The following is a 25060-nucleotide window of genomic DNA, read 5'->3' as shown; positions in this document are numbered from 1 at the left end:
GGGACGATCGTTGCCAGCGGCTGCACGTTCACGGAGAGCGGCTGCCGCAGCGGCGGCGCAGTGCGCCTTGACAAAGTAAGGAAGATTCCTTGTGCGCCACGAATTTTGGGGCGCACGCCTCTGTGGCTGGCCAGGGCAATTCCAGGTCTTAGGGTAGCGGACGGAGATGAGGCTGGCCGCTAGCGTCGAAATCGATGCAGCTATTCACGATTGCACCCATCGGATCGCCGCCCCGACCTTCGAGCAGCGCAATTGCGTCAGCAATCAACGCGAGACCCTTCGCACGGCTCGTCTGCGGTAATGCGATGAGGCCTGGATGAATGTCTTCCCGTCCGAGCAGCGCTTTGAAATCGCCGACATTCTCCGTAACGATGACGCGGTCTTCCGCGATGCAGCGATCCTTGACCGTATGGTCCTGTTCGCCCCGACGACCAATATGAAGCGGATGGACAGCGTCGTGACCAAGACGCGCCAGGTCGAGGGCGATTTCTGGTGACAGACATTCGTCGATGAAAAGACGCACGACCAGTCATGCCGCCGAATGCTCACGACGGGCGGGCCGACCGGGGAGAGGATGCGTCTTGGCGAAAACGACGGCTGCCTCAATCGCCTCCGGCGGTAGATCTGGGTTTTCGGCAACCAGATCCTCGAAGCTATCGCCGTGATCAAGGCGACACGCGAGAGAATGCGCGGTCAGCCGCGTGCCGCGGATCACGGGCAGACCGCCCTTAATCCCCGGTACGCTGTCGATCCAATCTTCACGCGCCCTGACGTAGCGCTCGGCGCGTTCCAAAGCCTCGCCGGCGGCCTCGCCCACATCGGCAGTCAGGGACGGCGCCAGTTGGACCCGGGCGACTTTCAGCCGGTCTAAATCATAGGTTTTCAGTGATCTGGCGAGCCTCCTCTTGGCGGGAATCGTCAGTGAGACCTCGCGAGAAAGCCGACGCATCAATCGGATGTATGCGATGCTTTCCATGCCAAGATAGCGCCGCTCGGCCTTGCCGAAAGCGGTTGCGTGGGCAGTCTTATGGACGACCAGGACTTTCTCTTCGATCGCCTTTTCGACGGAGCGCTTCGGAACGCTGGCGAGTTCCGCAACTTCTCGGGAGGTTAGACTTATAGCGATCATGAGAATAGGTCCAAAATAAATCCCTAATAGGGGACTAATTTAGATGAGAAGTGCCGCGGGCGCAACTGGTTCGGCCACCAACGGCCGTTCTGGGCCAGGGAGCGGCTGCCGCAACGGCAGCGCAGCGCTCCTTGACATAGTAAGGATTATTCCTTACTTTTGACTTGAGGCTTTATTGGAGGCCACTATGGCTGCGCTGCTGAAGGAAGAAAGTACAATCACTGCCAAGGGACAGACCACAGTGCCGAAATCGGTCCGGCAGGCCCTGGGCGTCGGCTATGGCGACCGAATTGCCTTCTTTGTCGATGATCAGCGTCGGGTCTATGTCGAGAAGGCCGGGGGCGAAGGGACTTCCGACCCGGTTGTCGAACGGTTTCTCGAATTCCTGGCACGGGACATGGCCGAGCATCCGGAGAAGTCCGTCGTCGCCTTGCCAGCTGCGCTGCGCGATCGCATTGCGGCACTGACCGACGGCATGGCTGTCGACCTTGATGCTGAAATCGAGGGGGATGTCGCGATCTAGACATGCTGACGATCAACGGCTGGACCGTCCTTGCCCATCCCCTTTTCCTCGATCAACTGGAGAAGCTGACCCGCGCGGTCGAGACCCTGAAGGCGAAGAAGCCGGACGATTACCAGAAATCCGCCGACGCCAAGCTGCTCGCGGCGCTCAACCAACTGGTCTTCAAAACCATACGGTCCGATCCAACTGCCGGCACCTACAGGCAGGGCTCAACTCTTGGCGATAATCGCAAGCATTGGTTTCGCGCGAAGTTCGGCAACGGCCGGTTTCGGCTCTTCTTCCGCTTCAGCAGCACTGCCAAGATTATCGTCTTCGCCTGGGTGAATGACGAAAACACATTGCGGACCTATGGTGCCAAGACAGACGCCTACAAGGTCTTCAAGTCCATGCTGGACGATGGCAATCCACCCGATGATTGGGCGTCGCTGTGCAAGACCGCTTCCGAAAAGCCCACCACCGAGCGCTTGGATAAAGCCGCGCCCGCTGGGCGATGAGGGCGCCTGTCTTTCCTGCGGCCCGTTCCGTCGCGCCAGCACGGTCGTGCCGGGCAGCGGCGAGCAGATGTTCGTATCGCAACCGTGCCAGTTCACGGAATTGCTCATGCGTCCAGGCCAAAATCGCAACGATGTCGGCCCGCGCTGCCATCGAAAGGCGAAAATAGGGCATCACCGTTGGATGGCGACCTTGCGTATGCGCTCAGCAGCGTCATGCCCGAGACTACCGACATAGTCCGCCAGCCTGCTCCCAGGCACGTCGTCGAACCGGCCTTCGTCAAGATCCCGGAAGCCGATACGAGCGGCCTCGCAGAGCGCCTCGAGCTTCGCCGTCTCGTGCGTTTCGTGCTGCTCGAGCAAGCGCAGGCCTTCGCGCATGACTTCGCTTGCGTTCTGGTAGCGGCCGGACGCCACCAACTGCCCGATCACCTGCTCGTGGTGTTCGGTGAGCACGACGTTTCGTGTGGGCATTGCGGCTCCTTGAACATCCATTTCGATGTTTGATTGTAGGGCAATTGGCATTCTAGCCAATCTCCTTAGAGCCCCATCTCTTATAAGTGCACGAAGCCCCGCGTTAAATATGCCTCGGCCATGCACGCCAGAACAGCGGACCCGGAAGCGATTTTGAGCCGGTTCGGCCGCGCCGAGGTAATGCATCCGACCTACAAGGCGCTGGGCGAATTGGGACGGGCGATCAAGACGATTTTCCTGTGCCGGTATTTGCGGCATGAAAGTTTCCGGCGTGAGATTCATGAAGGATTGAATGTCGTCGAGAATTGGAACAGCGCCAACGGCTTTGTGTTCTTCGGCAAGGGCGGCGAGATCGCGACCAACCAACTCGACGAACAGGAGATATCCGTTCTGGCGCTGCATCTTCTGCAAGCATCCTTGGTCTATGTGAATACGCGGATGATGCAGGCAGTCCTGTCCGAGCCGAAATGGGCCGCACGCATGGCTCCGGAAGATTATCGTGGCCTGACCCCGCTGATTTACGGTCACGTCAATCCCTATGGCCGGTTCGATCTCGATCTGGACAGTAGGATCGATTTCGGCCAGATGGCAGCGTAAAATGATTAAAAAAAGCTATTGCAATAATCTGTCGCAAAAGCCTAACTTTAAGTGGGAATTTTGCGAATCGTGAGATAGTTTATGCCCCAGTCTCTGCTTTCGCTCCTTTGTATTGCTGTTCTTTGTCTTTCCTCGCTATCGCGTGCGGAAACGATCAAGCCAATGAGCGGGAGCGATGCCTCCTCGTGCAATGGTTGCACAGTTTATATACCTCTTAAGGCGGTCCCCCCGGACGCCGATCAAAACGACCCAGCGGTCCAATTCCAAATTGGCGTGGATCACTGGTTGCGCCAAGATTTTAGTCAGGCGATCACTTGGTTTCGAAAAGCCGCTGATCAGGGGTTTGAAGCCGCACAAGTTAATCTCGGTGCGATGTATGAAGGCGGCCAAGGCACGCCGCAAGACTACGAACAGGCTCTATTTTGGTACAGTAAGGCCGCGCAGCAAGGTGATCCAATGGCCGACGAGGCTATTAAGAGGCTGAAAAAAATACACGATCCCTGAATGCTTTATGATGAAATTGAAAATCTGGAGTAGTGGTGGCGAAGGGGCGAATTCATCATGGGCGCATTCTCATTGGCGGCCATCGCACGCCGCGTGGCAAAGCTGTAACGGATCTTCATGGGGCCACCGCCATTTCACGCGTCTCGACTAATATTCCCGAATGCTCTCATCGAACCCGCGCAGCAGCGGATAGAGAAAATATGACATCACACTGCGCCGGCCGACTTTCACTTCAGCAGTGACCGCCATGCCCGCAATCAGCTGAACACGATCCTGCGGCAGCCGAAGCTTTGTGTCGGTTAAGTCGACCACGACACGATAATAGGGAGACGTGGTGCGATGCGCCGGATCAACCTTGGGATCCGGGGAAAAGGAATCCTGGCTGATCACGCGCACAACCCCTTTGCCCGTCCCGTACTTCTGGAATGGAAAGGCTTCGAATTTAATCCGCACCGGTTCGTCGATCGCGAGTTGGCCAATGTCTTTGCCTTCCACATTGACTTCGGCTTGAAGCGGCACATCGCGCGGAACCAGCACGAAAAGCGTTTCGGCCTCCCGTACCACCGAGCCAACAGTGCGATCAGCAATCTCCAACACCACCGCATCGGCCGGGGACTTCAACACGATAAGTTGGCGGCGGAGTTCAACTTTTTTGAGATCTTCCGCTGCGCTCTCTCGCTTGGCCAAGGTTTCGACCAGCTCCTGGTACGCGGTGCGCCGAAACTCCTCTGTGAACACTTTTTGATCCGCGAGCGCCTTGTCAACGCGATGCTCGTTGTCGGCGATGCTTCCCCGAACGCGAGCCAGATTGTTTTCGACATCGAGACGCGCATCGCGCGAAAGTAATAGGTTGAGCCGCGAGCCCTCTTGCCGATCCATGAGGGTGCTACGCATCTCCTCGATCGATTTCACAGTTTCCAGTCTCTGGGCCAAAACTGTCTGCTCATCCTGCGCGGTTTTCAGGTTGGCCTGCGCCGACGCGATTTGCGTCCCGAAATTCTGCACTTGAGCGTCGTAAGCTGACTTCCGTTGCAAAAACACCTTGCGCTGAAGTAGTTCGTCAGGCTTGGCATTTTCACCAACGACATACTCGCGATCACCAAGTTCGGCTCTGAGACGACTAATCGCAGCATCAAAAGCGGCAACCTGATTATTCAGCTGATCCAAATCAGCCTGCGAAAAGGTCGGGTCGAGGGTCGCAAGAAGATCCCCTTTATTCACTCTGTCCCCGACTTTCACGTGGATTTCGCGAATGACCGATGTCTCAAGCGGTTGGACGACAAGATTCGGCCGGGTCGTAACCAGCTTCCCCTGCGCCGTCACGATCATGTCGATCTGTGCCCAAGTCGCCCAAATCACCGCGGCGACGATCAAGGCAAGAACGCAATAGAGCGTGGCCCGAGCCAGAAGCGGCGGTGCTTTCTGCTCGACCTCGCTTGCATCGGATTGGAACTCTCTAACAGCCTGTCGCGCGCGCCCGTTGGGCCCACGCGATGCGCGCTGCCGTCTTTCCGTCGTCCGACCGCGAAGTCCCTTGTCAGCCTTCTCCTGCTGGCTTGGTTGCTCTGCCTTCATCATGTGATCTGCTTCGTCTGCTGGGTCCATAGATGCCGATAGATGGTGCATTTCGACAGGAGCCGATCGTGCCGATCCACATCAACAATCCTGCCCTGGTCGATAACCAGAATTTCTTTTGCGTCGACCAACATTGACAAGCGGTGCGAGACAATGATGACCGTTCGACCTTCCGCCATCCGGCGCAGGTTGCGCCGAATGATCATTTCGCTTTCGGAATCAAGGGCGCTGGTGGCCTCGTCCAGGATGAGGATTTTGGGGTTCACAATGAGTGCCCGGGCGATCGCCAGGCGCTGCCTCTGTCCTCCAGACAAATTTGATGCGTTCTCCTCGAGCAGCGTATCGAACCCGCGCGGCAGGCGTTCGATGAACTCGTCTGCTCCCGCGAGTTGAGCTGCTCGCACGACCTCGGCAAAGGTTGCATCGCGCTTCACACACGCAATATTTTCTCGAACCGTTCCGCGGAACAGAAAATTGTCCTGTAGAACCAAGCCGAGGTTTCGCCGCAAATGGACAAGATCAAGTTCGCGCGAATCAACGTCATCCATACGTAGTAAACCTTGCTGGACAGGATACATTCCCGAGATAAGCCGCGTCAGTGTCGTCTTACCCGAGCCGCTTCGTCCTACAATTCCAAAGACCGATCCCGGCGCAATGGAAAAGGATATGTCATCCAGAGCCGGGGCACCTTCAGGTCCATAGCGGAACGAGACATTTTCAAACTCGATCTTACCCGCGATTTCGGGCATGAGCCCATCTCGATTCCCATCTCGCTCGGGCTTTTGGTTCATCACCTCGCCGAGCATTTTGACCGAGAGCGCCACTTCTTGATATTCGTGCACCATGGTCACGAGTTGGACGAGCGGGCCGGAGACGCGCGCAGCCAACATGTTGAAGGCAACGAGAGCGCCTATCGTCATGTCCCCGCTGAAGACGTAATTTGCGCCAAGGGCGATGATCCCAAGCGTCATCATCTTCTCGAGAAATCCAGTAATCGCCTGCGCGCCTGCGGAGATCTTTTCCACCCCGAAACGCATGGCAACCGACTGCGCGCAACGATCGTCCCAAACTTTGCACTGCCGCGGCTCCATCGCCAGCGACTTTACGGTGCGCATACCGTGTACGCTCTCGACCAGGAGCGCCTGTCGCGCGCCTTCTGCCTGGTAGAGATCGTATAGGCGGCGGCGAAATGGCCCCATAAGCAGAGTGACCACTGCTCCACTCGCGGCGGTAAAAGCCAACACGACAAACGTCAGTTTCACGCTATAAAGGGCGAGGATCGGCACGAAGACGAACAGTGATAAGGCATCAAGTGTTGTCAGGAACAAGCGCCCTGTCAGAAATTCGCGAATTCGGGCGGACTGTTGCATATGCTTGACCAGAACGCCTGCGGATATGTGTTCAAAGAAGGTGACCGGCAAGCCAAGCAAATGGCCAAATGTCTTGGTCGCGACGCGGATATCCACTCTGTTGGTCGCGTACAGAAGCAAATATCGACGCAGGAAACTGAAGATAGCGTCGAAGGCGACAACGACCGCAGCTCCCCCGGTCAAGACGTAAAGCGTGGTGAAGCTCTCGTGCACCAAGACCTTGTCAATAACAAGCTGGAAGAAAATCGGAAGCCCGAGTCCGAGGGCGTAGAGCAGGATGGCGGCAACAGCAACGTCGGCGAAGAGCCGCCATTGCCGAAGGAGTTCGGGAACAAACCAGCGGAGCCCGAAGGGTCTACGTTCGCCCAATGCGGGCCGCGCGCATTTGATCAGCATGACATCGCCGCCCCAGCGCGCGCAAAAAGCGCCTGTGTCAACGGTCAACGGTTCATCCCGACGGACGGCAAGCGGATCGAAGATGCTAACGGTGTCGACGCCATCCGATCCTAGTACGACAACCCAATTACCGTTGGTCAGCTGCGCAAGAGCCGGATAGGCCTCGCCAAGCTGAATCAGCTCTTTCCAATCGAGACGCGTCTTTTGCGCGCGCAACCCCGCGTCCTTCGCCATGCGCGACAAAAGCTTTGCCGGAATCGGGCTACCATCGAGCGCATAAGCGTGCCGAAGGCGCTCGACCGGCATATCGACACCATGATGGGCAGCCACTTTCGACAGGCAGTCCAGCGCCGTGCCCGGGACCGCCGCCGGCGCGCCTTCCGGCGCCTCGGACTGCGGCACGGCGTCTTCGAAGCGATCTTCTTCAACGGAAATTGCTTGAGACATTTGGTGACCGTGTCGAGGTGGTGGGAATGGTTGCGCGAAGTTCGTCCGATGTGGCGCTCGCAGAGATATTGGCCACCGACGGTGCGTTGCGTCGCACCACGCCAGCATCCACCAGGCTCTGCAGCGCATTCTGCATGACCTCCACGGAATTGGCGAATGCTTCAACCGAGAAGATCAGGCGTTGGCGAAAGACGCGCACCGGCGCATTGCTGGCGTCGCGCTCGGTCGGAGAAAGACTGACAAGATCGACACGTACGATGGATCCTCCGACCGTGATTTCCTCGACCCCATCGGTATAGAGTTCGGCGTGCATTCTTGACTCCTATGCTGCGAGCTGCGGCTTGAAAACCACGTCCACGCCGTAACTCGTTGAGTTGTAGCTGTTCGCTGGAAACAGGCTGGAACTCCCATAAGCATAGACGCCATTGCCACCGCTGCTCGAGCTCGAGGGAGCGGTCAGCGGGCCGTTCGTCAGCGCCGTCGCGAACAAATTCGGGCTCGCAGAATAGTCGCCGCTGTTGGTATGATACGATGCGACATAGGTGGTTCCCGCCGTGACGGCGACAGGCGTGGTGAAATTGACTTGCTGCCATCCGGTCGGGGTTTCGTTTGTAAAGGTCGCACTCGCCAATAGTGTGCCACTGGAGCTCCACAAGTCGGCGACATGCGTGCCGGTGTTCTGAGCACCTTTGTAGAAACGGAGCCCGGTGATCTCGCCATTCGAGGATGCTTGGAATTGCACACCAAGCTCGGCGGCATTTGGATCGTTCACGCTCGTGAGCGATGGGGCGGTCGTGGGATCGAAAAGGCTTGAGGTTGCCGGATCCGAAACCATTAACGATGCCGTTGCGGAAGCGGAAAGTCCTGAGGTATCGGTGATGGTATAGGTGAAGCTCGCCGAACCGGTATAATTGGCACTCGGTGTAAATGTGACGGTCTGATTTGTCGCGTTGTAACTGACTGTTCCGTTGTTCGGATTGCTCACGCCGGTAACAGACAGTGCCAGACCGCCTGGATCGGTATCGGTGGCAAGCAGGGCCGACGCGGAAATCGTCGTCGCGGTATTCATGTTGGTGGCAAAACCGCTGTCGTTGTTGGCGACCGGAGGCGCCTTCGCGTAAACCACATCCACCCAATAATTTCCTGCATTGTACGAGGCATTCGGAAATACGCTGCCCGAGCCGTAGGCGTACACGCCATTTCCGCTCGCCGGCGCAGTCAGATCTCCACTCACAACAGGGTTGGCAAAGTAATTGGATGTGACGGAGTAATTGCCACTCGTATGGTAGGATGCGACATAAGTCGCGTCCGCGGTAATAGCGACAGGACTCGAGAAGTTTACCTGCTGCCATCCGCTCGCCGTTTCATTGGTGAAGTTCGCGCTTGCCAACAATGTCCCGTTCGAATCCCACAGGTCGGCCACATGGGGGCCTGTGTTTCCGGGTCCCTTGTAGAATCGCAAGCCTGTGATCGTTCCGTCGGCGTCCGCCGTGAACTTCACCCCGAGTTCGACGGAATTGGGATCATTTACCGTCAACGTGCTCGGCGTTGAGCTCAGGCCGAACAGCGTCTCCTCGGTCGGATTATTGACAAATAGCGAGACATTGGTCGAGGCGGTCGCGCCACCCGTGTCGGAAATTGTGTATGTAAAGCTTGCGTTTCCGTCGTAGCCCGTGGTCGGCACGAAGGTAACGGTCTGATTACTCGCCGAGTAAGAAACGGTACCGTTGATCGGATTGCTGACCCCCGAAAGGGAGATGGCTTGGCCGCCGGTGTCACTGTCGTTCGCAAGAAGAGTTGACGCGGCGATCGAAATCGACCCGTTCTCATTGACGACAAAACCGCTGTCGGGATTGGCAATCGGTTGGATCGACCCGTCGAAAACAACATCTACCCAATAGTTTGTCGAATTGTATGAATTAGTTGGGAAGTTTGCGCCACTGCCATAGGAGTAGACACCGTTGGTGGTCGCTGTGGCCGTCAACTCGCCATTGGTCAGCGCACCGGCGAAGTAGTTTGGACTATCAGAATAATTTCCTCCCGTACGGTAGGCGGCCACGTAAGTCGTACCGGCCGTTATCGCAACAGGCGTCGAGAAGTTGACCTGCTCCCAACCGCTCGCGCTCTCACCTGTAAAGGTTGCAGTGGCAAGCAATGTCCCGGTCGAGCTCCAAAGGTCGGCAACATGCGTGCCGGTGTTGGAAGCCCCCTTGTAGAAGCGGATACCCGTCACCATGCCGTTCACAGAGGCCGTGAATTTGACGCCCAACTCGACTGGCCCTGAATCACCCGAATTGACGACACTCGGCGTATCATTCGTTCCAAACAAGCTCTGAGCCGTGATCGGATAGGCCACATTGAGCGATACTTGGTCGGAGCCGCTGGCGCCGCTGGAATCGGTAAATGCGTAGGTAAAACTGGCTGCGCCTGCGTAGCCCTGGTTCGGCGTGAACGTGACCGTTTGATTCTGCGAATTGTAACTTACTGTGCCGTTCACAGGATTGCTAACGCTGGTGATTGAGAAAGGCAGTCCCGACGGATCGGAGTCGTGAGAAAGTAATGCGGACGCCTGAATCGTCAGAGCGTTGTTTTCGGTCACGGTGAAATAGACCGCGCTAGCGCCATTGATAGTCACATTCGCATTGTTGCCCGCAACGACCCTGTCGTTGGAACCATCAATCTCGAGGGTTTGTCCGTCCGCCACATAGATCGTCGCGTTGCTCACCGAAATCTTATCATTCGAACCCGAAACGTTGAAGGTCAAACCCGAGCCGCTTGCAGCAACCTGATTGTTCGAACCAAGATCGACCGTGTCGGACATCCCAGTGATCGTGGCGGTGGAGCCGTCAACTAATGTCACCGTGCTGCTACCAGCGTTGTCAGCGATGGTTTCGTTTGTACCATTGACTGTCAGTGTCGAGTTCTGACCGAGCGTGACAAGATCATTGTTGCCGGTCAACGTCGCGCTTGCGTCGGCCGACTGATTGATGGCGTTGCCGTCGCCGACGATCACATCGGACGCGCCGGCCTCCAGTTTGATCGTAACCCCGGATGCGATAGTGGTATTTCCCGAGCCGAGCACGTCGACCATAGACGAACTTACCGCACTGCCGCTCCCCGCTGCACTTAGAGTTTGGCTCCCGTCAAGTACCGTGGCGGCGGAATTGGTGGTTTGTGTCACATGAAGATTCGAACCGTTGACAAGCGCGTCGGCGCCGTCTGTCAGGGTCGTTGTGCCGCCGCTCCCGATATCGGTAACGATATTACCGGTTCCCGCCAAAATAAGCGACGCATTATCACCCTGGATCACACTATTGTCATTTCCACTCAAATTGAGCGCCGAACCCAGAAGAGCTACAATATTATTTTGGTCTCCTGTGACCACCGCGGACACATTCGGCTCGACAATCACTGTTCCGCCTGAAAGATCGTTCGTGCCATTCGTCTTACCCAGAACGAGCGCAGATGACCCAAGATCCGTCAGATTGACCTGATAAATGACATTGGTAATCTCCTGCAGCGCCTGCACATCCCCTTCGACCTGGGCTAAAGTCAGACTGAGCGTTGGCGTGCTTGTATCGGTCAATGTGATGGACGCGATCGCGGTATCGCCATCTAGGGCATCAAAGACCGAGGACACATCGGCGGCCGTATCGCTCACCGAAACAGAACTGACATTTTTGTCGAAAGCAAGATTAGCGGTATCCGCCAGAATATTGCTGGCCGTATCCGAGACGGCAATCGCATAGTTCGCGTTTGAATTGGCAATGAGGCTGAGGGCGGTTTCATCGCCTAGCGCTTGCGCGGCGCTAAGGGTCAACGTGGCGATACCTGGATCAGTCAAATTGATCGCGCTGATCCGGCTGTTGCTGTTCAACGCGTCGAAATTCGCCGAGACATCCGCAGCGCTATCCGTCACGGCCAAGTTGTAGCTCCCGACGATGAGCGAAAGCGCTCCTGCTTCTGTCGCGGCTTGCGAAGCGGTAAGCACGAGGGTCGATGTGCCAGAATCGGTCAGAACCATTGAGTGCAGCTTGGTTGCTGTGCTCAAGGCATCCCAATTGCCCGAGACGTTCGCTGCGGTATCGCTCACGTTTATGGTCGTAATTTGTGGGTCGACGGCAAGCATCGGGAGATTCGCCGCGACGTTGCTCGCCGAATCATTCACCGTCACCCTCAGTGGGCCGGTGATTTGGGCCAAACCGGCTTGATTGGTCAGGACACCATCGACGGTCTCGACCACATTGATCGACGAAATATGCGTGTCTGCGTTCAGGGCAGCGGCATTCGCGGCGACATTTGCCGCTGTGTCCGAAACGATCACTTGACCCGGAAACCCATCGAGACCTGCTTCATTGTTCAAGAAGCTTGCTACAGAGAGATCAATCTGGCTCGCATTTGAATAGTGAACCACATTGCCATTATTCAAGGTCACGCTCAGAATGCCATTCGCATAACTCACCGCGCTTGGGCTCAGTAAACCCGTCGCTGTGATCGTTCCGTCAGTTCGCTCCGTCAGGGAGGCCGAGCCAACGGTGATCGACGCATTCAGCGTCTGGTTAACCGAGATGTTGTTATCGGCACCATTGATCTGAAGGGCAACACCATTTTCTCCAACGGTCAGATTGTTATTATCTCCGTTAATCGTCGACGGACCATAAAGATAAGCAGTGTCTGAGGTGAGATTTGCAACATCGCCGGCTCCGTCAAAATAAAGCGTGTCGCCTCCGGACATTGCGTAGATCGTGTCATTGCTGCCTCCGATCTCGCCGGTTGCGTTGGCCCCAAGCGTAATCGTGTTGTTCTGACCAGCCTCACCAATTGAACTCACGCCGGCCAAGTTCAGGGTATTGCCGGTGCCTGAGACCGTGACACCGACGGTACCGCTTTGCACATTCGAATTAACGGTATTTCCGTTTCCGGTCAGCGATAGATATTGCGATCCCTGTTCCAGCGTCACTTGGTCGGAAGAACCCGTCAGATTCATACTGGCGCCGCTCTGCATGTCGAAGGATGCGTTGCTGATCGAAGCTGAAATCCCCGGCTCAAGCACGTTATATTGATTAGGCGCCACTTCTAGGAATCCAAGTGTCGTCCATGTGGTATTGCCGTTAGAATCGATTTGTTCGACTTTCGTGAAATACGTCACGCCATCGATCGTAATAATGTTGCCGTCAGCACATTTGATGGCGGCAGTTCCGCCAGCCATCAGGCCGTTCCCTGAGGCGTTAAGTGAAAACGTCATCGAATAGGAAGCGGGATTGCCCGATATAGCAATCGTACCATCCGCCTTTTCCGCAGCAGATATATCAGACGTCACAACGGAAAGATTTTGTAATCCCGCCTCCATCAGGATGCTGTTGTTGGAGCCGTTTACGTCGAGTCCAACGGAATTCGCTTCTAATGAAAGCGTGTTGCCATTCCCATTTACCTGCGCGGATCCATGAAAATAGGCTTGATCATTGGTCAGGTTCGCGACGCTTGTACCAGAGCCGTTGATGTACACGGTTGCGCCACCTTGCGCCGCCGTGACGGTGTCGGTCGCGCCGTTAACCGTGGCATATGCGCCAGCGCCCAATGTGATCGTGTTGTTTGCCCCGGACTCAGCAAGGGATCCATTGGCGCCCAATGTCAATTGGTTGCCACTTCCGGACAAGGTAACGCTCACTCCTGCGTCAGATCCCGCTGCAACACCATTTCCGTCACCCGTCACCGTCAGGCTGGACGCACCAGATTCCAATGTCACCGAGTTGGCAGAGCCGGTCACCGAGAATTTTGACTGACTATGGACGTCAAAGGACATCCCATTGACCATCGCCGATCCATTCAAGCCTGTTACCGTATATTGAGCGCTGCCCACTGCCTGCAGATCGCTATCAATAAGCTCTGTCGAAGTTGTGTTGCCTGATCCATCGATATACTCGACATTCGTGAAGCTACTCACTCCGGACACTTCAACGACGTTTCCGTTGTCGAGCACGACAGTCGCGACGCCGTCGCTGAGCAACACTGAACTGAGACTGGTCGATCCCGATAATGCCAGAGATCCATCGGGCATTTGTACCAAAGCGGCCTGCGTTGTCGCAATTGTCGCGTTTTCCTTTTGCGCAACGGTGACAATGTTATTATTGCCGTTCAGGTTGAGAACGTCCGACTTTGACTCGATGGTGAATTGGTTGTTATTCCCGGCGACGTTCGCCGATCCTGTCATATAAACTAAATCGTTGTTCAGACTTGCTGTGGCGGTCCCGGTATCATTGATATCGATAGTGTCGTTCCCTTGGGTTGCGTTAATTATCTCGTTGGAGCCATTGTCAGAAACGGTAGTCAAGTTGGAAATCACAGTAACGGTGTCGTTCGCCCCATTGTCGTAGACAAGTGAGTTGGCGCCGACGGTGGTCGAATTGTTTGCACCCGACAAAGTTAGGTATGCGTTTTGGGTTGCACTCGCATCGACGACGTTGCCATTGCCACTGAGAGAAAGGCTGGTCGCGCCGCTTTCCATTGTGACGTGATCTGCCGACCCTGTTAACGAAAGCGTCGCACCGCTTTGCACTTTCACGGTATCGGACGAGCCGTCTAATGCAAGACTTGCTCCCGACTCAACATTGAACGAGGAGTTGTCCAGCGCGAGGGAAATATTGGATCCCTTCACTTCGTATTGAGCCGGCGCTACCACCTGCAGGCCAGAACCGAGAAATTGATTCCAAACCGGGACTCCGGATGCATCAAGATACTGCACTTGCAAAAAGGTATTGGCCAACGCGATATTGACCACATTGCCACCGTCAAGGCTTAGGCTGACAACGCCATTCGTCAACGATATCGAAGTCGGATCAACATTGCCTGTTAGTTTGATCGTTCCATCCGGCGCTTCAGTAAATGACGCATCAGGCGTGGTAATCGTGGCGCCCATACCCTGCGCCACAGAAACCACATTACTCCCCCCCTTAAGGTTAAGAGAGGTCGAGGCTGCGTTAATGGACAACTGATTGCCGTCGCCGTAAACAACGGCCGACTGACCGGATTCGACGACATAATTTGTATTCGTGATTTTGCCGAGCGCCAAAATGTCATTTGTTGCTTGCGCTGACGTAAGGGTAAGTATGCCGCCCATGGAATCCGTCAGCATGGGCGTCCTGCCACTCGTATCACTCAGCGTAATCGCCGCCAGATGGGTGTTGGCGTTGAGCGCGTCAATATACACACTGACATCGCTCGCATAGTCAGCCACGTCGATCGTGTAAGTCGGGTTTGATATTTTCTGCAGAACGTCTGAATCGTCGCCGACCTGATAGGCCGCCAGCGCTACGGTTGGCGTGCCGGTGTCCGTCAGGGTGACTGACGCAAGGTTTGAATTGCCCGATAAGTTGTCGATCAGAGTTCCGACGTTTGCCGCCGTATCAGCCACATCGATTGTGTAGCTCGCATTCGTGATCTTGCGAAACGCCGAGGTATCATGCTCAACTTGAGTCGCCGTGAGCGTGAGTGCCGCGGTACTGGAATCGGTCGTCGTGATTGTCGAAACGGTGCGATCCGTATTCAGCTGGTCAAATTCCGTGCTCACATCCGCTGATGTGTCGACCACGGTGAGGATATAATTCGAATTTGTGATCAAGTTAAATGCAGCGATATCGTTTTCCGCCTGCCTTGCCGTCAACGCGAGGGTGGGCGTTCCAGGGTCTGTCAATGCGATAGCCGCGAGACTCTGATCTGCATTTAAAGCATCAAATGCCGCGGCGACATTTACCGCTGTATCGGAAACGACAAAGCCTCCCGACGTCGCATCCAGGCTGGATTGGTTGGCCTGAAAATCAGAGACGCTGACGCTGGGCTGGGGCGGAGTTCCACCGGTCGACCCGCTTCCAGAACCTGAACCACTCGAACTGCCTTGGGGGCTTAAGAGATAATCGGACAAGTTCAACAACAATTGGGATTCAATGGATGAAGAATTTGCGAAGTAGTTTGGTGGCAACGCCGGGTATGCCGGCACGTTTTGTGAGACCGGCCCATTGGATCCCACATTTGTCCACACGCCAATCTCTGCTGGTCCATTACCAATTGGGTTGATTCCAAAATCTCCCGGCACCCATCCGCTAATCATTATCTTATTACCAGATAGATCCGTTGGCGCCGATTTATCATAAGTAAAACCATACCTTGTGAGCGTATATCCCTGAAGTGGATCGCCCTCTGTATTATATTTGCCAGATTGCTCGTTGGATGACGTTTGGCCGGACCCAAGAGGGTTGATAATCAAGCTTGGAAATGTCGCATTTTCCGCGCGAGGAAAACCAATATTGTAACTGAATTTATCTGACCCATAGAAGAAGGATTCTCCCCACTCCCAACTGCTCAGAGATAATATCTGTCCCGTTAAATTCGATGTATAGATTGTGGAACTCTGATCTTGACTCAGCATTTGATATGTAGGGGAGTTGATCTCCTCGCCCTGATATTCCAATTTGTCCGTATTCGTGGGATTGATGATTACTGTACTATTTTGTTGAATAAACCCTTCAGACTCTAAATTGTTCGCCAACTTCGTTAAGTCCAGGTCAGACAAATTGGCTTCGGTCAACCCGGCAATTCTCAGCTCGCAGACGTTGGCAGTTTGATCAAAGTCGAAAGTATCGTTCCCAGTGCCTCCCCATACGAAAGTCGTGCTCGCGTGTGCAGTATTTTTAAACTCAAAATCGTTTCCGGTCCCGTCGGCCATGAGCAACATAGGTGAGCCACCGCCCGCTCCATAGTCGACGTTGAATGTCTCATTGCCTCCGCTCGCTCCGATCCGACTGACTCCGCTCAGGGCATAGGTCTTTCCTGTCCCACTCGGCAAATCAATTGCGCCATGTTGTGTACCGCCGCCAGGGGTGAGCGCCTGATCTTGGATATTGATTTGCAGCTTGGGACCGTCCAACTTGACCGCGTCCGAGGTTCCGACCGTAAGCTGGGAGACATGGGTCAGATCGTCTTGCGTAGCTGATGACGCGGCGGCGCCAAGGCGCGTCTTGGTAACCAATATATCTCCGGCCAACTTGTAAGACCCCGCGCTTAGTTCGTACTGATGCGGACCCGTCTTGGCATCGAGGGCTGTATAATCGACCGTCGCCTTGCCTTGTGTGCCTCCTGCGACGATATTGTTTCCTCCTCCTAGCGAAATCGTCTCGTCGCCGCTCTCCCCAATAATGAGATTGTTGCCGTCGCCGACGGTGACTTGCGAGCCGCCAACGATCAAACTACTGCCATTTCCGACGGTGATGGTTCCACTGCCATCGGAACCGACAAGAATGGCGCCGCTGGGGCTTCCGCTAGACAAATTTGTGTTCGGCCCGAGGGCAGCCTGGATTTGCGTCACATAATTTGTAACGATCGCAGCCATCTTTTCGTAAAGAAAAACTTCGTAGCCTGTGTCGCGATACCCTTGATCAACAAACGTAGATTGCAACAAAAGCGATGCAAAGTCATCCCGACCAAAGATAGCCGGTGATGTCTGCTGAGGGTTGGACACCCATTTTGCTGGACCAAGATTGACCGTTAATGTTGTTCCATCCACACTGAGCACGCCATCGCCTGCGGCGGTCCCATCAGTTGTCCCGCCAGCTTTTGCCGCCGTGATGGCCTGCTCGCCCGCATATTGCACTAGGATTTCCGCAAGAGCATCCTGAATGCCACTGCCATTGAGAACTCCTGTCAATTTATTAGTGCTTACAAGGTCCCCAAGCGTATCGGCATCGTTGAACATCGATTGGATGGCTTGGGTACCAAATGGTTGATATCCGGTTGGAACGGCCGAATAGGCGATTTCGTCGCGCAACTGAGAAGCAACTGCTTCACTCCCCAAAGCATCTTTGGCAACCGCGTCGTTGAACAACGCCCCCAGGAGCGGAGTAGCAACGCTTTGCCACGCCGTCTTGTTATTGATCTGCGCCCACATCAAATCGACCAGAACCGCCATGCGATGCAGATCGGCCCCATTATATCCGGGGATGCTGGAAGCTTGTCCATAGGGTTTGATGGGGTTCACATGAGTCGTCTGCAGTGCGCGCAAGTCCTCAATCGCCTCGCCGACAACAGCATAGGCGGAGATGCCGCTGATCGAGCCCGGAAATGGCGTTCCGGATCCGTAGATCAAACTTTTTAAAGTGGGATTTTGTGGCGGAAACTGGCCGTATGGGCTTGATGTAGGCATCGACTCAGTGAAAGCCGTGGTCGCGGCTGCTTCAAACGCCATATTGTCGAAGATAACTGCTTTCTGACTGTAGATGTCCGCAACAAAGCCTGCGAGGCCCCCGCCAAGTGAGTGCCCCACAAGCAAAATGTTCGCGGTTCTGTAATCGCCGTTAAACTGCGGATTCGAGTTTGCTACCAACTGATAGAATTGTATCGCCTCTTGCGCCATCGGTCCGTTCGGGTAGCTGGCGCCAACGCCGTAACCGTTGAAAAGATCGCTCAAAATGTCAGTCGTACCGCGATAGGAAATCACGGTCTGGCCGCCCCAATTCCATGCGATGGCGTGGAACAGCGTGTCAGGGTCGTCAGACCCTTTTACAAAAGTTGCGTTGCCTAGCTGGCGGGATACCGTCGTCGAGGTCCCAGGGAGGCGCGCTAACGCGCCGGTCACCGCATCGCGATCATAAGCGTCCATGGCTAGGATCGCTTCGAACAGAGTATTGTTGTCAGGAGTATTGTCGTCAGCCATTTTCAGAATCCTTTGAATTGCGCCCCTTGCAAACACAGGCTCTGACTTTGAGGACCACAGGCGAATTGACCGTCAAGAAAGTAAGCAACTTTAAGGTTCTTGAGCCAGTCGGGCCAATTGCTCGGCATTTCAGAGATCGCATCGCTCGTCGGCTCCAAGGTGGCGTCTAATAGGTCGACACCTGTGCCAAACGTCGCACTGAGATTTCGTGGATCGACGTTCTCGGCTGTCTTGGGATTATCGATATTGCGAAAGCGCACCAATTCGGGCACTAGATTGGGCGGGATATCAATTCGCGGTTGTTGCATTGCACTCAGCCTTCGCAGCCCCGGGTCGCCAACGACTGAATTCAAGGGAACGACGCCATACGCCTGCAGCGGAAGGAGTTCAAATCCCTCATGACCATATCCCGGTTCAAATACCGCGAATAAGAGCCCCTTTTCTCCGAGATCGACCGTCGGCGCAGTGCCACGGACGTGAAAGTCAACCGATGGCCCACCCGCATAGTACCAGGTAGGCTTTGGCCAATATATCATTTCGATGACGCTGGAGCCGGATCTCACAATACCGTTGACCTGGACATTCAAGGTCAATCGATACCGGAAGCTATAGGTCGGATAGCTGATCTTCCAGATTGCTATGCAGCCCAAAATGAGGGCGGCGAAAACAAGAAGGAATTTAAGCGCGAGCCGCATGAGTTGAACTCTCCGAAATGAAAATGCACTTGCATTCTACGTGTCGTGTGACGCTCCTTCGACAATTGCGATATGAGCGGCGCCGTGTGCATTGAAGACCGTCATCTTCATTCGATGGCCTTTAAAAGCATTGTGCTTGAGCCACGTCAGGGCCGATTCAATGCCCTGTTGGCCGCCGACAGCATCGATGATCCAGCCGATATCGCCGCTGTTCCATTCCTCCGGCCGCAACCGGGCGGGACGCCGCAAATCTTGCTGCAAGCGTTGATCCACTTCCTCAGAAACAAAAGCCCAGGTCAGGAGCGCGATGGGTTTTCTAAAACCCTTCTCCCGGTGCGCCATCTCGGCAATGTAGATCTGCCCGAGACGAGCCGGCGGGAGTAGAAGCCATTCGATATCGCTGAGCGCGCAATGCTTATAGTGAGACGACTGCGACATGACCATGATCGCATCGCCAAGACTCGCAGCAAACAACCGTGAAAGCGCTGCGCCGATATGGACTTGGTCAATAGTAAGATCAGGCGTGGCCGTCGCAGGACCTGTCTTTAAGGAAGGTGGCTCAGCGTCTGGCGCCATATTTTGGGCGCCGCCGCTGCCGTCGTTTTCCAAGCGACGGGTAGGCTCCGTGTGCTGGTTGGCAAACGCTTCTATCACGGTCCACCCCCCACAATTTAGCAATGCATAGCGACTTCACTCTTCTTCCTGCGCGACCGAACTGCTGTACGCACACGGCAGCAATGGCCTGCTGTTGCAGTGCACAGCCACTGCAAGGCAAGATTGCATAAACATTGCGAATTCGTTGCGTTATCTCCCCCAAGCCTCCTGAGAGGCTAGCGCTGCGACCGGCTTCGATATGTGAGAAAAACCACATATCCACAAATATAACACATTAACCTTTGGTGATGATTTTGTGATTGCCCTGTTTTTCCCGCTCAGCGCCGGCGGAATACAACACCATACCATATTCCCTTTCGACGATGTCTCAGTTCTAAGCGCGATATATCGCAGCGGAGACATGACGAATGCACGGGTAAGCGAGCCGTACCAGAACGTCCGAACTGTGGTATCGCGCGACAAAGCTATCGGCTCCCACAGACCAGTTGCCGCACCGCTCCCACCAGGAACGCGATAACGACTGCGCATCTCGATGCATATACAGATTGACCCAGAATGCTTGTCAAAACGAACATTGTGCGCACCCTCTTTCCACCGCTCCCCGTTTCCAGCTGGAAAGTTATCACCAAGTCTTTGGTTAGTGCACTTAACTTGCGGTTAGTGCATTTAACTTGCGAATGCTTTCGGATCGTTTTGTGGGCGCCCTTACCGCGGAGCGGCGCGCTCGCCTGTATCTCGCGCGCAAATCCTTGACTTCCCCGGACGTGACCTCGCGTGCATATCACCGCCCAGCCGCCGTTTGCCAGCTTCCAGGAACTCCTTCGACCAGCCGTAATATTGCGAGGCAGCGGTCCCCTCGCGCTGCGCAAGACTTCCAACACAATCCTGATCTTGTCTTCAGACGACCAATGCCGCCGTGTTGCACGGCGAGTGTCTTTGAGCGACCGTGGCGCGGACGTGATCATCACTAATGAGGCCAGTACCGATCGGCCAAGCCGAACGCGTCCCAAGCCAACAGCTGCATGGCGTTATAGTTGACTACCCGAGCTTAAGATATCCTCGACCGCATGGCCTTTCCCCGGGGGCCCGAGCAGGTTCGATGACCAAAGAGGTCCGGAATATTGTTCTCTATTGCTCCGATCAGTACGGCGTCCGACTTGGACAGGTCGTCACGTGCCAGCGTCATAAACCTCGCGATGGTGCGCGCCGAAGGCGTGCGAGCAAGTGCGCTTTGATCGGTCTTTTCCGCCAGACGTCGGCGCCGCGCCCATTCCGAGACGACGCCGATCTGGCCGCGGAAACCCTACTCGCGCATTTCGCGCCAAAGGGCCGAAGCAATGCGCGCGCCTTGTTCCCACCGGCTGTCGAGCCAAGGCAACCATGCCTCGAGCGAACTTTGCCGAACCCGAAACACGTCGGAGCGCTGACCGCGCAGGACGCTGCGGACGAGCTTGCGGCTATGCCCGGTGCGTTTGACGATCCGTTTGATCGGAATGCCTTGCTTCCAAAATTCCAGAATGGCCTCGTTCGTCTCCTGCCGGCGCTGATATCCTTCATACTGCAGCCGTTCGGCATAGGTCAGAGGCTTCGGATCGATGATGGTGCTGCAGACCGCCCTTCGGATCTGCCGCATGGATTTGCCGACGGCGTCGAGAAAGGCTCGACTGGCGTTTTCCATCAGGTGCCAGCGGTCGGCCACCTGGTCGGCGTGCGGCAAGGCCTTGGCGATGGCCTCGCCATACCCGCCACCCCGGTCACGTGCGACGGTCCTGATGGACGGATGATCCGAGAGCCATGTCTGGGATGTTGCCTGCTCGCGATCGGGCAGCAACGTCACCGGCCTGCGCGGTTCGAGATCGCAAACAATCGTCCCGTATCGCTGGCCGCGCCGAAACGCGAAGTCGTCGTTGCCGATGATGGCGAGCTTATCACGTGGTTGTTCAGTTCTACGGCGCACGACACGCAACAGGGTATCGTTGCTCACCGGCATCATGAGGCGATCGGCGAAGGCTGAGGCGGTCCTGCCGCCCAGTGCCAGTCCCAGGTGATGAACGATGGTCTCAAGGCGCCCGGTCTTTCGCGACAACGGAGCCAGTACGTTGTCGCCAAATCGCTCAGCAAAAATGCGGCGGCGGCAAAGAACTGCGTCGCACCAGAAACGACGAACCCTCAAACGGCCCGCGCAATGAGACCAATCGTGGTAATAACCACTAAATCTGCATAACTCTGTCGGGACCGCGACGAATGGTAGCGGGATTATGGCCGGGGCAGGGCGGTTTTGCATGCCTCGTGTCACAAATGCCCTTGCGCCTCGTTCACTTTTCTGGCACGAACTCATTATAATGAGTTTGTCAGAATTGCGGATATTCATTGTGAGATTTGGGTCGCTTATTTTCCTCGCGCTTGCGCTCCTTCTAACGCCCGCAATCGCCCGCGTTGTTGACGGTCTACAGGCCCCCGGACCGAAGCAACAAATCGGACCGAAGACGAGCGATTCCGTCTCGCAGATTCAGGCCGCGGTTGCCGCGTCTCCCGGCTATGACGCCCAAATTATGGGTCAGGCGGGCTCGCTTGCCGTCAACATGGAATCGGGGGGAAACGAGGGCATTTGGAACGGCACGTGCTGCACAGGCCTGCTCCAAATGAATGTCGGCAACCTCGCCAAATATGGCAGCTACACGCCTCATACCTATGCCAACGCCGGCATTCAAAAGCAGGCAGCGAGTTGGGTTCAACTGACAGCTGCTGCCGTCGATACGCCCGCCGTCAAGACGCTTCGATCCATAGGCACCTTTGACGGCCAGACTGTCGATTCCGCATTTCTTCTGGCCTGCATCCAACTCGGCGCGGCGAACTGCCAGAAAATGGTGTCGAAAGGCAGCTGTAACGGTTTTTCCGACATCAACGGCACGTCGATTTGCAAAATGGCGCAAGCCATCCGGGGAGGGAAGGGGGCTGGCCCAGCCGTGTCGAGCGCTCCTCAAGGAACCGGCACGACAGGTGGAAACGGCGAGAGCGGCAATGCCGCCCAGTCCGATCCGGCACCCAAAGTTTGCACGCCCGACATGATCAACACGGAGATCGGCGCGAACCTTCCCGGTTTGACCATCAACGGCGGAACCACGAGCCAGGGAGCAACCCAATGAAGCGCCTTATTGTCGCCACCGCTTTCGTTGCCTTGACGAGCGCAGCATTCGGCCAGGAAGTCGACATGAAGGACGTAGCCGTTGGCATGTTGCCCACGAACCCGCTACTCGAAATCGTCTGGAAGAACCAGTTTGCCGACTTGCGGCACGACAAGATCAGAATTGGCCCGAATGCCGGCAAGCCGTTCGCGACCCGCGCGAAGACCCGCAACGCCCTGATCCAAGATGGGGACACGACCATTCTCGTTTCCATTCTGGCGGGCGGGAGTAAGTACGGCGGTTCGCTGTGCGACACGACTTCGAACACCGTGGAGGAGATCGAGGAGACGATTCCGATGTGTCCGATCGAAGTGGCCAAGATCAAGGACAACAAAGTCGTCTGGTCGCGCACCAGCGCCGATCCGGACGCGGCTGCACTCAACGACTCGTGCTTTCCGCTACAGGACTCGTCCGCCAAGGCGGTCCTGTCCCAAGACCACAAGTCGCTGACGCTGATCACGATCGTGCAAGGCAAGCCGCTTCAATCGTGCCTGCAAAAGATTTCGTTACAGTAAGGGAGAGCCGCATGCGTAAATTCGTCGCCGCGTTTGCCCTCTTGGCACTCCCGATAAGTGTCGCGGCACAGACCGTGGGGCCGGTTGTCATCGATCCGACCAAAATCACCATTCACGTTGAGCAATTCACCCAGACACTGCTGCAATGGACGCAGCAAAAGCAGCAGATGGATCTGATTTCGGACACAAATGCTGCGAACCTGCAGATCCTCGACCAGCAATTTCAGACGATGACGAGCAATTTCATGCTCGGCAGCCTTTTTAACAACATCAATCAGACGTTGCCCCCGAACTGGCAAGCCTCGTTCAACGCAATTCCCCAGCAGGGCGCGAGCGCGCTGACCTCGGATGCACAGCAGATCTACTCGACAGCGATGCTCTACAACCGCTGCACCCAGTCCGATCCCACATTGGCGAGCCTCTGCCAGGCCAACGCGGCCCGCACCGCTCAGAATTTGGCCAATATGAACGAAGGTTTGCAGAACATTTCCAATGAGGATCAGCAGATCAATCTCTTGAAATGCCAGGTCGACATTACAAGAGATGCCAAATCCTCGCAGGACATCATTTCGCGCATGCAGGCCGAGCAGGCGAATATTACCCTGCAAGACAGCATACTGAAAATGTACGTCTTCTCCGACGCGAAACAAAACGATCTCGTGCAGGAGTTGCAACAGCAGCAGACAGCGAAAACACTTGATCGGCAGGGAGGAATACCGTCGACGGTTTCGTCGTTCTCTTCCCCCTGATCGATTTTAGCCCCGTTCCGCACACCGTTTTTTAAAGAGAATTATTTTGGTCACTCTTCCACCAGCCGTCCCAGCCTCTTGCTATGCGAGTGTTCCCCAAAGCACTTTGGCTGCGATTGTGCGCGTTGAATCGTCTGGCAATCCCTTCAGCATTGGTGTCGTCGGCGGCCATCTCGTTCGCCAACCGCGCTCTCGCGAGGAGGCGGTTGCCACCGCGATCGCCTTGCGCAACCAGGGCTTCAATTTCTCAATGGGACTCGGACAGGTTAACCTCCATAACCTCTCCCGATACAACATGAGCTATGCCACGGCCTTTGAGCCCTGCGCCAATCTCCGCGCGGCAGCGGACATTCTCGCCGATTGCTATCAGCGCGCCAAAACAGTCTATGCAGACCCGTTTTGGCCCGCCGTCTCCTGCTACTACTCGGGTAATTTCACGCGCGGCTTCGTCGCTGACTACAACCATACGAGCTATGTGCAACGCGTCGCGCAGGCCGCAGATCTGAACGCGGTCGCGCCGATCGCGGTCGTCCGCGATCCTGGGTTATCGCAGCAGGACGCTCCAAAAGCTCCAAAGGAAAATGTGGCGGTCACGCCTTCCAAGCCGCACCCCGCTGCGCCGGTCGTTCTTTTTTCCGATGACGAGCCGACCGAACAGCAATCCGCCGCCGTTGTCTTCCCAGAGAGCGGGAAATTCACGCGGCCCAATAGATCTGATCTGGACGACCAGAGCGGAGAAATCGTTGCGCAGCAACGGAAAACCACAAACTAGGAGAACGAAATGACTTTGGTTAAGCGGCACCTACCTCTCGCGATTCTGTGCTTGTTTGTGCTTTGCGACGCGGCGTTCGCCCAAACGAGCGGAAGCGGGGGTGGACTTTCGACCGTGAACACCCTGCTGCAAACGATCGAAACCACCTTGAACGGGATATCGGTCGGCGTCTGCGTCATCGCCATCATCTGGTGTGGCTACAAGTTCATGTTCATGCACGCGCAGTTCATGGACCTCGTGCCGATCATCGGCGGCGCTTTGCTGATCGCCGGCGCCACCCAGATCGCGAACATGATTCTCGGCGGCAGCGGGGGCTAGTCT

17 protein-coding genes and 3 pseudogenes are annotated in these 25060 nt (G+C 55.8%); 9 read left to right on the top strand and 11 right to left on the bottom strand.

Features of this window, described 5'->3' with window-relative positions; genetic code table 11:
- Positions 1-148: 148 nt before the first annotated feature.
- Complete coding sequence (locus V9T28_RS23210; RefSeq protein WP_199500211.1) at positions 149-523, bottom strand: DUF5615 family PIN-like protein; 375 nt, start codon at positions 521-523, stop codon at positions 149-151.
- Positions 524-529: 6 nt separating this feature from the next.
- Positions 530-976: a DUF433 domain-containing protein gene (locus tag V9T28_RS23205; RefSeq protein ID WP_210210423.1), complete on the bottom strand. Its 447-nt coding sequence runs from the start codon at positions 974-976 to the stop codon at positions 530-532.
- 340 nt (positions 977-1316) lie between these two features.
- On the opposite strand from V9T28_RS23205, the gene V9T28_RS23200 reads away from it, so the two are divergent.
- A complete protein-coding gene (locus V9T28_RS23200; RefSeq protein ID WP_116402031.1) occupies positions 1317-1652 on the top strand; it encodes a type II toxin-antitoxin system PrlF family antitoxin in 336 nt (111 codons plus the stop codon).
- Positions 1653-1654: 2 nt separating this feature from the next.
- On the top strand, positions 1655-2146 hold the full coding sequence (locus tag V9T28_RS23195; RefSeq protein WP_116402032.1) for a type II toxin-antitoxin system YhaV family toxin: 492 nt from the start codon (positions 1655-1657) through the stop codon (positions 2144-2146).
- A gap of 171 nt (positions 2147-2317) precedes the next feature.
- Here V9T28_RS23195 and V9T28_RS23190 read toward each other — a convergent pair whose 3' ends face one another.
- Positions 2318-2617, bottom strand: coding sequence for a type II toxin-antitoxin system ParD family antitoxin (locus V9T28_RS23190; protein ID WP_116402102.1), 300 nt, complete (start codon positions 2615-2617; stop codon positions 2318-2320).
- Positions 2618-2719: 102 nt separating this feature from the next.
- On the opposite strand from V9T28_RS23190, the pseudogene V9T28_RS23185 reads away from it, so the two are divergent.
- Both V9T28_RS23185 and V9T28_RS23180 read left to right on the top strand, forming a co-directional pair.
- Positions 2720-3214: pseudogene (locus V9T28_RS23185) on the top strand (Tn3 family transposase); the annotation flags it as partial.
- Positions 3215-3295: 81 nt separating this feature from the next.
- Positions 3296-3718 carry a tetratricopeptide repeat protein gene (locus tag V9T28_RS23180; protein ID WP_116402033.1) on the top strand — a complete coding sequence of 141 codons (423 nt, stop codon included), beginning with the start codon at positions 3296-3298 and terminating at the stop codon, positions 3716-3718.
- A gap of 147 nt (positions 3719-3865) precedes the next feature.
- Here the strand turns inward: V9T28_RS23180 and V9T28_RS23175 are convergent, their stop codons facing one another.
- The 8 genes and pseudogenes from V9T28_RS23175 to V9T28_RS23140 all read right to left on the bottom strand — a co-directional run.
- The gene (locus V9T28_RS23175; protein WP_245424188.1) at positions 3866-5296 is read right to left on the bottom strand and encodes an HlyD family type I secretion periplasmic adaptor subunit; all 1431 of its coding nucleotides are present in this window, start codon (positions 5294-5296) and stop codon (positions 3866-3868) included.
- On the bottom strand, positions 5293-7365 hold the full coding sequence (locus tag V9T28_RS23170; RefSeq protein WP_245424189.1) for a peptidase domain-containing ABC transporter: 2073 nt from the start codon (positions 7363-7365) through the stop codon (positions 5293-5295). The genes V9T28_RS23175 and V9T28_RS23170 overlap by 4 nt, the downstream gene beginning before the upstream one ends.
- 118 nt (positions 7366-7483) lie before the next feature.
- Positions 7484-7819 carry a hypothetical protein gene (locus V9T28_RS23165; RefSeq protein ID WP_116402035.1) on the bottom strand — a complete coding sequence of 112 codons (336 nt, stop codon included), beginning with the start codon at positions 7817-7819 and terminating at the stop codon, positions 7484-7486.
- 9 nt (positions 7820-7828) lie between these two features.
- A complete protein-coding gene (locus V9T28_RS23160; RefSeq protein ID WP_116402036.1) occupies positions 7829-18208 on the bottom strand; it encodes a DUF4082 domain-containing protein in 10380 nt (3459 codons plus the stop codon).
- 2 nt (positions 18209-18210) lie between these two features.
- The gene (locus V9T28_RS23155; protein ID WP_116402037.1) at positions 18211-18903 is read right to left on the bottom strand and encodes a hypothetical protein; all 693 of its coding nucleotides are present in this window, start codon (positions 18901-18903) and stop codon (positions 18211-18213) included.
- 36 nt (positions 18904-18939) lie between these two features.
- Positions 18940-19557 (bottom strand): toxin-activating lysine-acyltransferase, encoded by a 618-nt coding sequence (locus V9T28_RS23150; RefSeq protein ID WP_147306486.1) that lies wholly within the window; start codon positions 19555-19557, stop codon positions 18940-18942.
- A gap of 700 nt (positions 19558-20257) precedes the next feature.
- Positions 20258-20483 (bottom strand): annotated as a pseudogene (locus V9T28_RS23145) (IS3 family transposase); the annotation flags it as partial.
- Between the two features lie 119 nt (positions 20484-20602).
- Positions 20603-21694, bottom strand: a pseudogene (locus V9T28_RS23140) (ISL3 family transposase); the annotation flags it as partial.
- A gap of 106 nt (positions 21695-21800) precedes the next feature.
- Here V9T28_RS23140 and V9T28_RS23135 point away from each other — a divergent pair.
- The 5 genes from V9T28_RS23135 (at position 21801) to V9T28_RS23115 (ending at position 25057) form a co-directional block, all read left to right on the top strand.
- A complete protein-coding gene (locus V9T28_RS23135; protein ID WP_158554866.1) occupies positions 21801-22664 on the top strand; it encodes a hypothetical protein in 864 nt (287 codons plus the stop codon).
- Positions 22661-23218 carry a hypothetical protein gene (locus tag V9T28_RS23130; RefSeq protein WP_116402041.1) on the top strand — a complete coding sequence of 186 codons (558 nt, stop codon included), beginning with the start codon at positions 22661-22663 and terminating at the stop codon, positions 23216-23218. Before V9T28_RS23135 ends, V9T28_RS23130 begins: the two co-directional genes overlap by 4 nt.
- An 11-nt stretch (positions 23219-23229) precedes the next feature.
- Positions 23230-23967, top strand: coding sequence for a type IV secretion system protein (locus V9T28_RS23125; protein ID WP_116402042.1), 738 nt, complete (start codon positions 23230-23232; stop codon positions 23965-23967).
- A 106-nt stretch (positions 23968-24073) separates the two neighbouring features.
- Positions 24074-24739 (top strand): lytic transglycosylase domain-containing protein, encoded by a 666-nt coding sequence (locus tag V9T28_RS23430; RefSeq protein WP_199500213.1) that lies wholly within the window; start codon positions 24074-24076, stop codon positions 24737-24739.
- Positions 24740-24748: 9 nt separating this feature from the next.
- Positions 24749-25057: a TrbC/VirB2 family protein gene (locus tag V9T28_RS23115; protein WP_116402044.1), complete on the top strand. Its 309-nt coding sequence runs from the start codon at positions 24749-24751 to the stop codon at positions 25055-25057.
- The last annotated feature ends 3 nt before the right edge of the window (positions 25058-25060 follow it).

Source organism: Methylovirgula sp. 4M-Z18, assembly GCF_037890675.1.
Classification (GTDB): domain Bacteria; phylum Pseudomonadota; class Alphaproteobacteria; order Rhizobiales; family Beijerinckiaceae; genus 4M-Z18.
This window is presented reverse-complemented; position numbering and strand designations above follow the sequence as displayed.